This is a genomic window from Robertmurraya siralis, from assembly GCF_005502275.1.
GTDB classification, from domain to species: Bacteria; Bacillota; Bacilli; order Bacillales; family Cytobacillaceae; genus Robertmurraya; species Robertmurraya siralis.
In genome coordinates this window covers 13,643-29,029 of the sequence record NZ_SWLZ01000021.1, presented here as the reverse complement: position 1 = coordinate 29,029, position 15,387 = coordinate 13,643, and the positions used below count along the sequence as shown (strand labels likewise).

The window sequence follows — 15,387 nt, the reverse complement described above, 5'->3', positions numbered from 1 at the left end:
GGAGACAGTTGCTGCAGCTATTTGTAACAAGGCATGGGGAGACGGAATGGAATGTGGAAAAAAGACTGCAGGGACGACTGAATTCCAATTTAACAGCAAACGGTGTCAGAGATGCAAAACTGTTAGGAGAAAGGCTGAAGAACACAGACTTTGACATGGTCTATGCAAGCCCAAGCAAGCGTGCTGTCGAAACAGCAAAGCTCATTATGGGCAATCGGGCAATGCCCTTGAAAACAGATGAAAGATTAATGGAAATTCATTTAGGTGAATGGGAAGGACGGACGACTGAAGAAATTAAGCAAACTGAACCGGATTTGCACCATCTATATGAAGAAAAGCCCCACCTTTTTAAAGGAACAGGAGAAAGCTTTGTCGATGTAAAACAAAGAGTGGATTCTATTCTCCAGGATCTTGAAAAAGCGCATCAGAATGGAAATGTCCTAGTTGTTACCCACGGGGTCGTTATTAAGGTTCTCCAGACGATTTTGAAGGGGCGTTCTTTGGAATTTGTGTGGGATCCGCCTATTATTGAAGGAACCAGCTTAACAATTATCACGATAAAAGATGGAAATCGAACGCTGCTCCTTGAAGGAGATCTTGCCCATAAAGAGGAGAAGCATTTGTTTTAGGGATGCTATGGAAATTTTCAATATTAATCCCACAACCAGAATGAAAAATCGCATTTGGGTGTGGGATTTTTTCTGCCTTTAGTGCAAGAGCCATTTTAAAAAAATTGTGAAGTCCTTCTTTGTCTGTGCTCAGATGAGATGAAGGAAAGCTATTTGAACTTTCATTGTCTTTAAAGCAGTGATCCGCGGGCTATTTAAATAAAGGGCCCCCTTGTTTTGCTGCAGCTATAGTATTATTTTTTTCTAATCTTACATAACCAATTTTTATAAGAGCTTTTATATAAACTTGTTATATGTCGGTGTTGGTTCATTTTTCTCTGATTCCATAATGGGATACCGAAAACCAATTTTGTTTAACAAAGCCCTTATATAAAAAACGCAGGCTATGAAACGAGGATGATGGCCAGTGTATGTCAATCAATATCGTCTAATGCCTGCGTTCTTGAGCAAATTATTTAGAGTTTGTTTCTACATTATTTTAACTAGCTATTTCAGCGTTTTGTTCTGACGGATCGTCCTGTCCAGAAATTTTATCAGCAATGACTGTGAGAGCTCCATCACCAGTGACGTTACAAGCAGTTCCAAAGCTGTCTTGTGCTAAGTATAAGGCGATCATCAGCGATAGCATCGTGGAATCGAAGCCTAGCATCGTTTCTAATAATCCAAGCGCTGCCATCACTGCCCCCCCTGGTACACCAGGTGCAGCAATCATGGTTACACCAAGCATAAAAATAAATGGGAGGATCCCTGTGAATGTTATCTCTTGCCCCTGCAGCATCAACACAGCAATCGCACAACTGACAAGGGTTATTGTACTGCCAGATAGATGAATCGTTGCCAGTAATGGTACAGAAAAATCCGCCGTTTTTGTCCGTGCCCCTAATTTTTTCGTGTGGATCAAAGTTACGGGAATCGTGGAAGCGGAAGATTGTGTTCCAAGTGCAGTAAAATAGGCTGGTGCCATTTCTTTTAACAGGCGAAAAGGGTTTCTTTTTGAGACTGAGCCCGCTACGAAATATTGCAGCACTAAATAGAGAACATGGAGTGCAATGATCATGACGAATACTTTAGCAAATACACTCATGATGTCGCCAACCTGACCGCCGTAAGTCATATTGGAAAATATCCCGAAAATATGAATAGGTAACAGTGGAATAATCACTTTTTCAATTAATTTTTCAACAATTGAACGGAAATCATTCATGACGTGTAACAAAGCATTATTCTTTAATGCTGCCATTCCAAGTCCTAAAGTAAAGGCTAGTAATAATGCTGTCATTACTCCCATTATTGGCGGCATATCAACTTGAAAATAACCTGATAGTAAAGCTTCTTCTGGATTCTCGAAGGATGTAAGGCTTTGATTCCTTAGAATAGTAGGGTAGAGTGTGTTGGCTGCAAAAAATGCTATTAGTCCGGCAATAATTGTTGAACCATAGGCCAGTCCTGTTGTAACCCCAAGAAGTTTACCAGCTCCACGTCCCATTGTTCCGATTCCTGGAGCGATGAAACCTATTATGATTAATGGAATAGCAAAACCGAGAAAATTTCCAAATAATCCGTTAAAGGTTGCCAATATTTTAATAAGCCATTCAGGTGAGATTAAACCAATGATAATTCCGAGCCCAATCGCAAGAATGATGCGAGGCAGTAGTCCGAGCTTTTTCATAATGTCCTCCTAAGAAAAACAGATGTTTTTTCAAGATGGATTGATTATACATTCTTTTTTTTCATCTGTTAAGTAGTAAAAATTATTTCAGTAAAATTAAATTATTCAATTAATTCGAAAAATATTCCGAACCAAAAGTCTTTTTTCCGCTGTTATTCGCTTCCTTCACCAAGTAGGTTGTATAATAGGTGTAAAGCAAGCATTGCTTTCATACATATAAGAATGAAGATAAAAAATACTTAAAAATATTGCTTCTTACCCTCGTCCTTTTTTGATTAAGTGATAAAATAGAGAAAGGTTTGAAAGAAGGTAAAAGTTAAGAATGGCTAGAGTTGTATTGCTCGGCTGAAAAATGGAGGAACGTCTGATGAAAAAAAAATTAGGGTTATTGTATGGCGGGAAATCAGCGGAGCATCATGTTTCCTTGCAAACAGCACTTGCAGTTATAAATGCATTAGAGCATGATAAATTTGATATTCATCCCATTTATATTGCTGAGAATGGAGAGTGGATAAAGGGGCCATTATTAAATGGAAAAGTTGAGAGTGTGACATCACTTCAATTTTCCCACGGAGAAGCTCTACCTCCAACGGCATTGGCACCAACGCTTTTTCAAGCTGAGCAAAGTGAGGGGTCATTTGATGTTATTTTTCCACTGCTGCACGGACCCAATGGAGAAGACGGAACGGTTCAAGGTTTGTTGGAGCTCTTAAATCTCCCGTATGTAGGAAATGGTGTTTTAGCTTCCTCAGCAGGAATGGATAAAGTTATCATGAAAAACATCTTTGCACAAGCAGGACTCCCGCAAGTTAATTATGTGTGGTTTATCCGCAGTGAATGGGAGCATAATCGGGAAAAAGCATATGGGGTGGTGGAGGAAGAACTCGGCTATCCTTGTTTTGTGAAGCCAGCCAATCTAGGTTCAAGTGTCGGGATTAGTAAGTGTTCAAATCGTGAAGAACTGGAAGGGGCATTCAAGGAAGCTTTCCAGTTCGATCGAAAGATCATTATTGAACAAGGTATTGAAGCGAGAGAAATAGAGCTTGGCGTTTTAGGGAATGATAAACCACAATGTTCGGTTGCAGGCGAAATTATTCCTAAGGTTGAATTTTATGACTATAAGGCAAAGTATGAGGATGGCAATACCGCTTTAATTATTCCGGCAGAAATTGCGGAAGACGAATATGCGATGCTTCAGGAACTGGCTTTGCGCGCGTTTAAAGCTCTTGATTGTTCTGGTTTGGTAAGGGCGGATTTTTTCCTTACGAAAGATGGTCAGGCGTACATTAACGAAGTAAATACAATGCCTGGATTCACTCCTTTTAGTATGTTTCCGTTACTATGGAAACATACAGGTGTAGACTATCCACAGCTTATCGAACGACTCGTTGAACTCGGGCTTGAAAGGCATGAGGAAAAACAAAAAATTAAATATTCCTTCTAAGTTTTAAGGTAATATTTTTTATGTTTTATAAGTGAGTCAATTTCATAATTGCGCACTTCAAGTTAAAAAACGAACATAAATCGAATATTACAGATATTTAATTTGTAATAACTCAGATATAAATGACTTTAAACTTAATAGTTCGTTTTTTAAAAAGCGGCTGTACATTATGAAATCGATTCAATTCTGTACAACATATAAATATGAGAATTTGAGAATGGTCTAGCGCAGGCTGCTATCCGCGAAACAAACTTTTTGCCCCACTAGTATCGCATCTGTAGATCGCGGTTAATCGGGAAATTTGAAAGGCCGAGCCCTTTCATGTTTGTATGGCGATGCGCTTGCGCTTTTCTTAATTGGAGGTTTCTTCAGTGATCAAGAAAACGATGAAACAATTAGCTAAAATGATACAGGTAGATCACGACCTTGAACAATTTGCAAATATTGAAATTAGCGGAGTTACAATTGATTCAAGAAAAATCGAAAAGGGAAATTTATTCGTCCCCTTTAAAGGTGAACAGGTTGATGGGCACCTTTATGTAGAAGAGGCGTTGGAAAAAGGAGCTGCGGCCGCGTTATGGCAAAAGGATGTACCGAATCCGCCTGTTCATTTGCCGGTAATAGTTGTCGAGAACACTCTTGAGGCTTTGCAAGAGTTGGCTCGCCAGTACCGTTCAGAGCTTGATGTAAAAGTGGTAGGGATTACCGGCAGTAATGGCAAAACAACGACGAAAGATATTACAGCGTCCCTTTTAGGATTGCAGTACAAAGTGCAAAAAACAGAAGGAAATTTTAATAATCATATTGGATTGCCGTTAACGATCCTTGGCTTGGAAGAAGACACGGAAATTGCCGTTCTCGAAATGGGAATGAGCAGTGTTGGTGAAATTGAGTTTTTAACGAAATTAGCACGACCTTCCGCCGTGATCATTACAAATATCGGTGAAGCGCATCTTCAGGATTTAGGTTCGCGAGAAAGAATTGCTGATGCAAAGCTAGAAATTGTCAAAGGGTTAATGGAAAACGGTTTGATCGTCTATCATGGTGATGAGCCCCTATTGTTTGAAAGACTGAAGAACTTTGATGGGGATGCGAAGCAGAGTACATTTGGGCGCTTTGATTACAACACTTTGTATCCATTGGATATTAGGCAGACAGATACGGGGAGTCATTTCAAGGTCAATAGTCTGCCATATGAATTTGAACTTCCGGTTTTAGGTACACATAATATTCTTAATGCATTAGCTGCTATGCTTGTAGCCCATTACTTCGGTATTCCATATGAAAAGATGAACGATGCTTTTTCAACATTGAAGGTAACGAATATGCGAATGGAGCTTGTAGAAGGCGGCTGCGGGGAAAAAATAATTAATGATGCTTACAATGCAAGTCCGACTTCTATGAAAGCGGCGATCGAATTGGTGACAAGCTTATCAGGATATGAACAAAAAATTCTTGTTCTGGGTGACATGCTTGAATTAGGACCGGAAGAAACATCATTTCATTATAGTGTTGGACAAGAAATTGATTCTAGCCACATTGATTATCTGTTTACCTACGGAAAGTTGGGTGAGTATATTGCAAAGGGAGCAAGAGAACACTTTCCTGCAAATCGCGTACGCTCTTTCTTAGATAAGGAGCTTTTACTGCAAGAGTTAAAAAAAGTAATAAATGCTCAAACGTTAATTTTAGTAAAAGGGTCCCGTGGGATGAAGCTGGAAGAGATCGTACAGAAACTACAAAAACAATAATTTTTGGAGAGAGCTAGTGTGGAAAAGGCTGGCACAGATAATCCAAAGCAGAAGAAGCAAGTGAAGACAAAACCTCGGTTTTCGGCACTTGCTTTTTTGTGTTTTTATTATTGAACAAAAGCCCTGTAAGCAAATCTTTAAATTCATGCAATGTCCCTTTTTATTTAGATTCCCTAAATAATATTCATAATATTGTAAGATGTAATCGTGAACTGGCGAGTTTGTTCCTATATACTGGCTTCATGTAGGTCTAAAGTTCTATGAATGGTAAGGAGGAAAAACATGGGTGGATGTCCATTCAAGCGTATATTAGGAGGGCAGGAGGGAGCAATTCGACTATTTGGTAAAGGAAAGCCTCATGAAGAGGATACGACGGAGCCGCTATTGTCGGGGGGTTCTCAGGGTTTGAACAAGTTAAAAGGGCAATCTGTCGGCAGGCAAATAGAATTCGTTGGTCTTAGTGATGATGACGTTAAAAATCTTGCCGAGTTAAAGCCAATTTTAGAAAAGTATGCGCCATTAATCGTTGAAGCATTTTACGGAAAGCTTCAGGAAATGCCAAATTTAATGGAGATTATTAATAAACATTCAACGATAGAAAAATTGAAAAAAACCTTAGCGCAATACTTGCTGGATATGGTCTCCGGTCAAATTGGAGAGGATTATGTCCGCCGCCGCAAAATAATAGGACAGGTTCATAATCATATTGGGCTATTTCCAGAGTGGTATATTGGCGCCTATACCCTTATCCAAAATGAAATGCTTCTGTTGTTAACAAAAGAATGCTCTTCATGGGAAGATGTGATGAAATATTATCTCTCTTTTCAAAGGCTATGTTCCTTTGATATGCAAATAGGGATTCAGACATATATTGAAGCGTATACGTCATCGATGATGAAATTGAATGAAATAAAGGAGCTTCAAAACCGATTGAACGACTCGTCGATAACTTTGGCGGCCGCGGTGGAGGAGACGACATCAGCAATAGCTAACAAAGAAGAAGTGGTGAATGAAATGCTCCTGGAGATCGAAAGCATTAATGCATCATCTAAGGTGACCATTTCCACTGTGGACAAAGGGAGAGAAGACATTTCAGAAGCACTAATGAAGATGGATAAAGTTGTTGAATTGATTGAAAAGACAAAAATACTGACCGACGAAATGAGTAACAGTCAGAAAAATATTGGACAAATTGTGAAAACGATTCGGGGAATATCTAATCAAACTAATATTTTATCTTTAAATGCAGCGATTGAGGCAGCGAGAGCAGGAGAGCATGGGAAGGGTTTTTCGATCGTTGCTCAAGAGGTAAGGAAACTGGCAAGCGAGACGGAGCAAGCGCTTGATCATATCCAAGGGCAAATCGGTACCGTTCAAGAAACGATTGTTAAGTTTGACACCGGCTTTCTGCAAATGATCGAAGAAGCCAGTCACTTTCGGGAGACAAATCGAAGCCTTGTGCAATTGCTAGAAGATTCAGTGAAAAATGTTACTGCGAATGATGGAAGGCTTCATCATTTCAGTGGATTTATTCGTGAATTTAAGAAGACGTTTGATGAAATAGCGGTGTCATCTCATCAAATTGCTGCCATGGCTGAACAATTAAGTCACTTGAATATGGAGTTGACCGACAAGATTCAAAGTTAAAATCCATTTAAAAGTGTATCACTAGTATCAATCGTTGAATAAGGTGTAGAATATAGGTAGATCCCCATTGATACTCTAATCATGAGGTGGTGTTTTACTTGATCGGCTGCTTATGTATACATGGATTCACGGGCAATCCTACTGAGGTAGAGCCTCTCGTCACACATATTAGAAGAAATACGGATTGGCATATCGTCGTCCCGACTTTACCGGGACATGGTGAGCATCTAGCTCTGAAAGGGATAAGTTATAATCAATGGATCGAGCATGCGGAGCGAGAGCTGCAAAATCTCTTGAAAATCTGTGATAAGGTATATGTAATAGGCTTTTCAATGGGTGGTTTAATTGCCAGTTATTTAGCGGTTCACTATCCTATTGAAAAATTAATTCTACTTAGCGCGGCTGCATATTATGTAAATCCAAAGCAACTGCTTGTGGATGTATCTGAAATGGTAAAGGATACATTAAAGGGTCGCTTAAAGGAGAACGAGTTATTCATTAGGTATTCCAGAAAATTAAAGGAAACGCCAATTGCTGCTACCCTCCAATTCAGAAAGCTTGTCGCCACGATCAAACCGTTGATCAATCGGGTGACCATCCCGACTTTGATTGCTCAAGGGGAGAGTGATGGTGTCGTTCCGCCTAGAAGTGCACATTATTTATATGAAAACATTGCAACTCCTGAAAAGAAGCTGATTTTCCTAAAAGAATCAAAGCATCTTATTTGTCATTGTAACGAACGGGATAAGCTCTTTTGTGAAATTCTTGATTTTCTTCAAGATGCTAAGAATTCATAATAGTTCCTACTATTTACAAGGGAAATATAAAATATTAGTGTCCTATTTCCTCTCCTTTCATTGCATTCAATTCTTTAAAGTGTTAAAATTGATTCAAAGTGTCATCGAGAATTTCATTTCGGACATACTCCACTTGGAGAATGTCTTTTTTTCACTTTAGCTTTGTTAAACAATATTGTTGAATAAACGAGTTATGGCTCATTTCTTGTGAAACCTTGGTTTCGCACGCCTTTCAGTTATGTTAAAGAGGTGGAGAAAATGAGCCAAAATCAACACCAACATATAGCAAAGCCTCCACTTTACAGATGGTTATGTTGAATAAACCCCGCAATGGAAGATCTGCTAGTTCAATTTTTATAAGGGGATTATGAACAAATTTGATGGAGAATACTGAAATAAGTTTTTTTCTATTGGTGAAAGATAAGAGCGGGATGTAATTTTTAAAGAGGATCAATTTTTAAAGGCGGCGAATGAAAAAATTTGGTGGATTATCGATTGGTGCCACTGGATATAATCATATAAGGTTCGCTTTTTCATTTGCTTACAGGATGAAATTGATTCGAAAATTTAAATTTTAAATAAAGAAAACTGTTAGCTCCATTTTGGTTTCTAAATGAATTTAGATAACAGGTTGGAATCTCGGATAGATATTTAGGAGAGATATGGGGAAATGTATGTGAAATGTAGATTCTCCACAGGAGGGAAGGCATGTCATCCCATCGTAAGTCCCTAGCTTCTCTCGCTTAGTTGGATGACTGGTTGATTTTTTCTAATTATCGTGAAGGATGTTAGAATAGTTTGAAGGCGCTAAGCAGTTTTCTAAAGAAGAAGGAGAATGAAAAACATTGACGAAGTTTGAAGATTTAGGTATTAGCCCGGCAACAATGAGATCATTAAAAAGAATGGGATTTGAGGAGGCAACTCCAGTACAGGCAGAAACAATTCCATTAAGTTTAGAAAATAAAGATTTGATCGGGCAAGCGCAAACTGGTACAGGAAAAACAGCTGCATTTGGAATTCCTTTGATTGATAAGATTGATAAGGATTCTAACGTGATTCAAGGAATTGTTATTGCTCCGACCCGTGAATTGGCTGTTCAAGTATCTGAAGAGCTTTATAAAATTGGCTATGGAAAAAGAGCACGGGTTCTTGCGATTTATGGGGGCCAAGATATTAATCGCCAAATTAGAGCGTTGAAAAACCATCCACATATCATTGTAGGAACACCAGGACGTATTCTTGACCATATTAATCGCAAAACCATTCGCTTAGAAAACATTCATACCGTTGTTCTCGATGAAGCTGATGAGATGTTAAATATGGGCTTCATTGAAGATATTGAAGCGATCCTTTCAAAAACACCTGAAGAGCGCCAAACGCTTTTGTTCTCAGCAACGATGCCTGCACCAATTCAAAGAATGGCTGAGAAGTTCATGAAGAATCCTCAAGTCGTTCGCGTAAAAACGAAAGAGGTAACAGTGCCATTAATTGAGCAATATTATTTAGAAGTACAAGAAAAGAGCAAATTTGATATTTTAACAAGACTTTTAGATATTCAAACACCAGAGCTTGCAATTGTATTTGGTCGGACAAAAAGACGTGTTGATGAATTATCAGAGGCTCTTAACTTACGTGGGTATATGGCAGAAGGAATCCATGGAGACTTGAGTCAGGCGAAGCGTTTATCTGTTTTGCGAAAGTTTAAGGAAGGTTCAATTGATGTGCTCGTTGCGACTGATGTGGCAGCACGTGGATTGGATATTTCCGGTGTCACTCACGTTTATAATTTTGATATTCCACAGGATCCTGAAAGCTATGTTCACCGTATTGGACGTACAGGACGTGCTGGTAAAGAAGGCGTGGCGATGACATTTATCACTCCGCGTGAAAAGTCTTATCTTGCCGTTGTGGAAAGAACGACGAAGAGAAAAATGGATAAGATGAAGCCGCCGACATTGGATGAGGCTTTAGAAGGACAGCAAAAAGCCGTATTGGAGAAAATTTTGCAATCGATTGATTCTAATAATCTTCAATTTTACAAACATGCTGCTGAGGAATTGTTAGAGCAGCAGGATGCAACCACTGTAGTAGCGGCTGTATTAAAAATGTTAACAAAAGAGCCGGATACAACACCTGTTAAGCTAACGGAAGAAAAACCGCTTCCATCAAGAAGAGATAAGCGTCCGAACAATGATAGAAGAGGAAAATTTGACTCGCGTGACCGTAAGCGTGGTAACTACAAGCCAAGACAAGGGCAAGGTCAGGGGCAAGGTGGAAGACGGCAAAGCAGCAATAATAAATCAAGAACAAACAGCTATAAGTAAGTCGGGAGAAGCTGTGGCAATTTTTAATAGCGATCCAAATTGATATGCTCCCCCTTAGGTTGACAGATTCAAAATAAAAATCTGTTTTGCCTTAGGGGGAGCTTTTTATGTCCAGTCAATTTGATTCCTCTTCGTTTAAGAGCGATAGTGAAAAGGGTCTGAGGACGAGAGGCTATTTTCCTTAGGTTAAAATGAAGCAATCCTCACGGATAAAAGCCTATGGTACAATGATTTCTGGACAGGTGGAACAACACTGAATTTGCAAAATTGAAACTAAATCCCTCTCCCTTCGTATAAAGATTATATTCATATTTTTGTGTTACATTAAAAATGCCCTCTTTTTAAGTACACGAGTTAAATTAAGTATGGGCATTTATAGCTTTAGGAGGATATTTTTATGTTATTAGAACCACAAAAACGAATTTCCGAACGGGCGTTACCTGTTTGGCGGATAACAGGGGCGATCTACAGCATCTTTATGCTTTTGCTATGTGGTGGCACGACGGGGTTAACCCTTATTTTTGATTGGCCAATATGGATTATCGCAATTGCTGCACTTGTACTCATTGTTTTTGTATATTTAATGATCTTCCTATTGCCAACTATAAGATGGCGCCGTTGGCGTTATGAAGTAAGAGAACAGGAAATTGAGCTGCAACAGGGAATTTTCATTACTCGAAGAACATTGGTACCAATGATTCGTGTTCAGCACGTAGATACTGTACAAGGACCGCTCTTGAGAAAATATAAGTTAGCGACTGTTACGGTTTCAACCGCTGCGACCGTCCATGAAATACCGGCTTTAGAGCTTGATGAAGCAGAGGAATTAAGGGTGTTTATTTCTAAGCTGGCAAGGGTGGCTGATGAGGATGTTTGAGCCGAAACGACTGCACCCGATAACGGCAATGTTGAATGCCCTTAAAATGTTCAAAGAATTAATTATTCCTTTTCTACTCATTGTTGTCTTTGGAAGCAGAGGCTCAGGTATGGGGTTGCTTCCACTCATTGGAGTGGGAGTTGTCTTATTGATCATTATTGCTTCAGGAATCATTAGCTGGCTTCGTTATACATATAGAATTGAAGAAAATGAGCTTCGCATCGAGTATGGTCTATTTGTGCGCAAAAAAAGATACATTCCTTTCGAGCGTATTCAGAGTTTGGATTTTTCAGAAGGGCTCCTTCATCGTCCGCTCGGTCTCGTAAAAGTTAAAGTGGAAACAGCCGGATCAAACGGTTTAGAGGCTGAGGCGGTATTAACGGCGATTACAAAGAACGAAGCAAATGAAATTCATGATATTCTTCAAAAAAGTCGAGCTAATGGACGAATAGATCCAAGCTTAGAAGCAGAAGATGTCCCTGAGCTAGAGGAGGAAGTCTTATATAAAATTACGATGAAAGAATTGTTGTTACTAGCTTCTACGTCAGGTGGAGTAGGGGTAGTGATTTCTGCCGTCTTTGCTTTTATCTTCCAGTTCGAGGAGATTATCCCGTATGAAACGGTTTTTCATGAGATAAAAGAGATCATTTCAAGCGGGGTTGTTTTTGTAAGTATTCTTGTTTTTCTTGGTTTTGCTCTGGCATGGATTGTGGCTGTTGTTGGAATGATCCTGAAATACGGAAATTTCATATTGAAAAAAGTGGATGATGATTTAATTATAACAAGAGGTCTGTTAGAAAAACGACAGTTAACCATTCCTCTTAACCGCATCCAGGGGATCAGGATTAGTGAAAATTTGCTAAGACAGCCATTGGGCTATGCAAGTGTTTATATTGAAAGTGCTGGCGGTTCAGTAGGTGATACGGAAGGTTCTTCAGCTAATATTCTTCCTTTTATTAAAAAAACACGCATCCGTGACATTATTGAAGAGAATATTCCAGGCTATATTGTCTCCAATGAAGTAACACCAGCACCAAAAAGGGCGCTAAAACGATATATCATTCGAGGAACGCTTATATTGATTCCAGTTGTCCCTATTTGTCTTTACTTCTTTCAATTATGGGGATTATTAACACTTGTGTTTCTACCGTTTTTGGCATTATGGGGGTACTTATGTTATCGAGATGCCGGCTGGCACTTGGAAGGAAATCAGTTAAAGCTGTCCTATCGCTCCATCGTTAAGAATACAGTTCTTATGCAAAAAAATAAAATACAGTCATTATCGATGAAGGAAAGCCATTTTCAGCGAAAAAGAGACTTGGCAACGATCGGTGCCACAGTTATGTCCGGACTTTCCGGAGCTGGGGGCAGTGTCGTTGACTTAGAGGAAGAAGATGTTTTAACGATTTATCATTGGTATTCAAGAGATGAAAAAAGCGCCGGATAAACAGGCGCTCCAGGCTATTGACAAACGCTCACTTTCTTCGTTGCTTCGCCTTTTCAGGTGCTCATTACCTACTATGGTAACTCCGCTCCTCCAAGGCTTTGCGCCTCGAAAGACAAACGTTTTCAATTAGCCTGAAGGTAACTGCTATCTAATATTTTGGGGTTTTTGTTTACACTCTGAAGCGCCGGATAAACAGGCGCTTTTTTTCTAGAATCCACCTAATAAACCGAGCAGTGCAAGTAAAGCGATAGCTATCCAAATTAGATGCTTTGCATGGAACTGTCGTTTGCCTGCGGAGTAACTGGAACGCCGCAATGAAATATTTCGAATCGATTCTGTCAATGCTCTACCTCTGCCAATTTGAATGGCACCTAAAATAAAGCCTGTTATCAAGCCGAAAATATGGGCAGTAATATTGATATTCGGCTGGAGAAAGGTCATAATGACTCCAATGACCGCAATGGTTAAAATCACTTGAGAATTCTGGCGTGACATTAATTCCTTCCTTAAAAACACGATGGCAAGGTAGATGCCGAATAAGCCGAAGATGGAGCCGCTTGAACCAACATGGGTATAGGTAAGGGGCTTCAAAATGAGCGTGGCAACATTGGCTAATACTCCTGTTGCTAAATACAGAAGGATAAAACGAGATTTTCCGAGGATTCTTTCTAAGCCAGGGCCGAACAAAACAAGTGAAAAACTGTTAAAAAGCATATGAGCAATGCCGCTGTGGACAAAAATAGGTGTTACGAGACGCCAATATTCTCCTTGAACAATATAAAGATTAACGCCCATTAAGCTCTCGAAGATCGAAGCCGAAGGGAAGATAGCTGGTATTGAAGTGAGCATGTAAATCATGATGTGTAAGAAAATAATAACAGAAACGACAGGATAGTAGCGGATAAACTCCTTGAAGCTTTCCGTTCGGACAAACAAAATAAAACCTCCTTAGTTTAGGAAATATAGTTCGATTATTCCCATTTGCATACATGTACATTATATACGTTATTTGAGAAGGAAGCTCGCCGTAGACCTATTTTCATTTAAAGGTTTATATATAAACATAATATGTTTGTCTGGTTATAAAAATGAGAAGGAAGATGTTGATGATTGCTGGAATTGGAATTGACATTGTGGAATTAGACAGAATAGGAAAAATAATTGAGAAACAGCCGCGGTTTTCCGAGCGGATTTTGACACCATTCGAAAAAGAACGATTTGAGGCTCTTAAAGGGAAACGGAAAATTGAATTTTTAGCAGGGAGATTTGCTGCAAAAGAGGCTTTTGCTAAAGCAGTTGGTACAGGAATCGGTAAAAATTTATCATTTCTTGATATTGAGGTTGCTGCTGACAGAAATGGCAAGCCGGTAATACGAAAACCTTTTAATGAAGGGGTTCATTTATCTATTTCACACAGTGAAGAATACGCGGTTGCACAGGTTGTTATCGAAAAAATTTAATAAGCATCGCATAAGGCCCGTCATATTCCTGAAGGTTGTCTCATATATTCATAGTGCGATAGGGGAGACAAGTAGGCGAGAACATTACAATGTCTAATGCCTGTCTTTTTCTCTCCAAACACTGAAGCTAACTACGCTTAAATGAGACAAAGGGGTTGAAAGGATGAAGAAATGGGTTGTATTGCTTCTCGCTGGGCTGATGGCGATGCTAGTATTGTCTGCCTGTGGGACAAAATCACAGGAGGATGTTGTGAAGGACTTGAATGGAAAGCTTCAACAACTAAAAGGGTACAAAGTTAAGGCGAAAATGACTTTGCAGATGGGAGCTGAGCCTCAAAGTTATGATGTGGAAATTTGGCATAAGGAACCTACCTACTATCGCGTGGATTTGAAAAATGCCCAAAAGGATCAAAGCCAAATGATTCTTCGCAATGATGATGGAGTCTTTGTGTTGACGCCAGCATTAAATAAGAGCTTCCGTTTCCAAAGTGATTGGCCAGAAAACAGCAGTCAAGCCTATTTATACGAATCATTGGTTGAAGATATTATCGAGGACAAGGAAGCGAAGTTTACTTCGACCAAAGAGCATTATGTGTTTGAAACCAAAACACGCTATCAAAATAATAAGATGCTCCCATTACAGGAAATTACACTTAATAAAAAGGATTTAACGCCAGTATCCGTAAAAGTGATGGACTCTGATCGAAATGCACTTGTCACAGTTGAATTTTCCAATGCCGATTTCAATGCAGCCTTTGAGAAAAAGGACTTTGACATGGCGAAAAACATGACAGGTGCTCAATTAGAAGTACCAGTAATGGCAGACCTTGGCGATAAGGAATTTACTGTTAAATACCCTACTGCTGAAATTCCAGATGTATCGCTTATTGAAGAAAAGCCGATAGAGACGGAGAATGGAAAAAGAGTAATTTTAACATATGATGGGGAAAAATCCTTTACGCTCATTCAAGAAAAAGCAACGGTGGTCCCAACTACAATGGCTGCTACAACTGTAAGTGGGGAACCGGTCGATCTCGGTTTCACGATCGGGGCACTGTCCTCAAACTCATTAACTTGGACTTATCAGGGTGTGGATTATACATTAGCATCTAAAGATTTATCGGAAGAAGAAATGTTAATGCTTGCCCGTTCTGTTGAAGTTCAGGGAGACATGGTGAAATAATCGAATCTTCTCAAGAAAAGGCTCTTCTGTGATGAAGGGCTTTTTCGTTTTCATTATAAAAAGCTGTTGATGTGAAAAATGACGGGACAAGAACCCCTTGCCAAGTTTGAAAATAAGCAGCGATTTTTTCCTTAAACGAACTACTACGGCAATAAAAAG

Annotated in this window: 12 protein-coding genes; 10 read left to right on the top strand and 2 right to left on the bottom strand. The window is 39.3% G+C overall.

Translation table 11 applies throughout. The features are described 5' to 3' along the window. Positions 1 to 8 precede the first annotated feature (8 nt). Positions 9 to 629, top strand: a complete 621-nt coding sequence (locus FCJ93_RS19035; protein ID WP_137744403.1) for a histidine phosphatase family protein — start codon at positions 9 to 11, stop codon at positions 627 to 629. Between the two features lie 478 nt (positions 630 to 1,107). On the opposite strand, the gene FCJ93_RS19030 is transcribed toward FCJ93_RS19035, so the two are convergent. Continuing rightward, on the bottom strand, positions 1,108 to 2,298 hold the full coding sequence (locus tag FCJ93_RS19030) for a dicarboxylate/amino acid:cation symporter (RefSeq protein WP_095311748.1): 1,191 nt from the start codon (positions 2,296 to 2,298) through the stop codon (positions 1,108 to 1,110). A gap of 367 nt (positions 2,299 to 2,665) precedes the next feature. On the opposite strand from FCJ93_RS19030, the gene FCJ93_RS19025 reads away from it, so the two are divergent. The 7 genes from FCJ93_RS19025 to FCJ93_RS18995 all read left to right on the top strand — a co-directional run bounded on the left by FCJ93_RS19025 (position 2,666) and on the right by FCJ93_RS18995 (position 12,585). Further along, complete coding sequence (locus tag FCJ93_RS19025; protein ID WP_095311750.1) at positions 2,666 to 3,742, top strand: D-alanine--D-alanine ligase; 1,077 nt, start codon at positions 2,666 to 2,668, stop codon at positions 3,740 to 3,742. A gap of 371 nt (positions 3,743 to 4,113) precedes the next feature. Then, positions 4,114 to 5,493 (top strand): UDP-N-acetylmuramoyl-tripeptide--D-alanyl-D-alanine ligase, encoded by a 1,380-nt coding sequence (locus FCJ93_RS19020; RefSeq protein WP_095311752.1) that lies wholly within the window; start codon positions 4,114 to 4,116, stop codon positions 5,491 to 5,493. Positions 5,494 to 5,775: 282 nt separating this feature from the next. Then, positions 5,776 to 7,140: a globin-coupled sensor protein gene (locus tag FCJ93_RS19015; protein WP_137744402.1), complete on the top strand. Its 1,365-nt coding sequence runs from the start codon at positions 5,776 to 5,778 to the stop codon at positions 7,138 to 7,140. Positions 7,141 to 7,238: 98 nt separating this feature from the next. Further along, complete coding sequence (locus tag FCJ93_RS19010; RefSeq protein WP_137744401.1) at positions 7,239 to 7,937, top strand: alpha/beta hydrolase; 699 nt, start codon at positions 7,239 to 7,241, stop codon at positions 7,935 to 7,937. Positions 7,938 to 8,821: 884 nt separating this feature from the next. After that, the gene (locus tag FCJ93_RS19005) at positions 8,822 to 10,261 is read left to right on the top strand and encodes a DEAD/DEAH box helicase (protein WP_408014807.1); all 1,440 of its coding nucleotides are present in this window, start codon (positions 8,822 to 8,824) and stop codon (positions 10,259 to 10,261) included. A gap of 397 nt (positions 10,262 to 10,658) precedes the next feature. Further along, positions 10,659 to 11,138 (top strand): PH domain-containing protein, encoded by a 480-nt coding sequence (locus tag FCJ93_RS19000; protein WP_095311762.1) that lies wholly within the window; start codon positions 10,659 to 10,661, stop codon positions 11,136 to 11,138. After that, positions 11,131 to 12,585 carry a PH domain-containing protein gene (locus FCJ93_RS18995; RefSeq protein ID WP_137744399.1) on the top strand — a complete coding sequence of 485 codons (1,455 nt, stop codon included), beginning with the start codon at positions 11,131 to 11,133 and terminating at the stop codon, positions 12,583 to 12,585. The genes FCJ93_RS19000 and FCJ93_RS18995 overlap by 8 nt, the downstream gene beginning before the upstream one ends. Before the next feature lie 207 nt (positions 12,586 to 12,792). Here the strand turns inward: FCJ93_RS18995 and FCJ93_RS18990 are convergent, their stop codons facing one another. Next, positions 12,793 to 13,521, bottom strand: a complete 729-nt coding sequence (locus FCJ93_RS18990) for a rhomboid family intramembrane serine protease (protein ID WP_095311768.1) — start codon at positions 13,519 to 13,521, stop codon at positions 12,793 to 12,795. A gap of 170 nt (positions 13,522 to 13,691) precedes the next feature. Between FCJ93_RS18990 and acpS the strand changes: the two genes are divergently transcribed. Next, positions 13,692 to 14,045, top strand: coding sequence for a holo-ACP synthase (gene acpS / locus FCJ93_RS18985; protein WP_095311770.1), 354 nt, complete (start codon positions 13,692 to 13,694; stop codon positions 14,043 to 14,045). Positions 14,046 to 14,208: 163 nt separating this feature from the next. Beyond that, complete coding sequence (locus tag FCJ93_RS18980; protein WP_095311771.1) at positions 14,209 to 15,228, top strand: LolA family protein; 1,020 nt, start codon at positions 14,209 to 14,211, stop codon at positions 15,226 to 15,228. Positions 15,229 to 15,387: the final 159 nt, after the last annotated feature.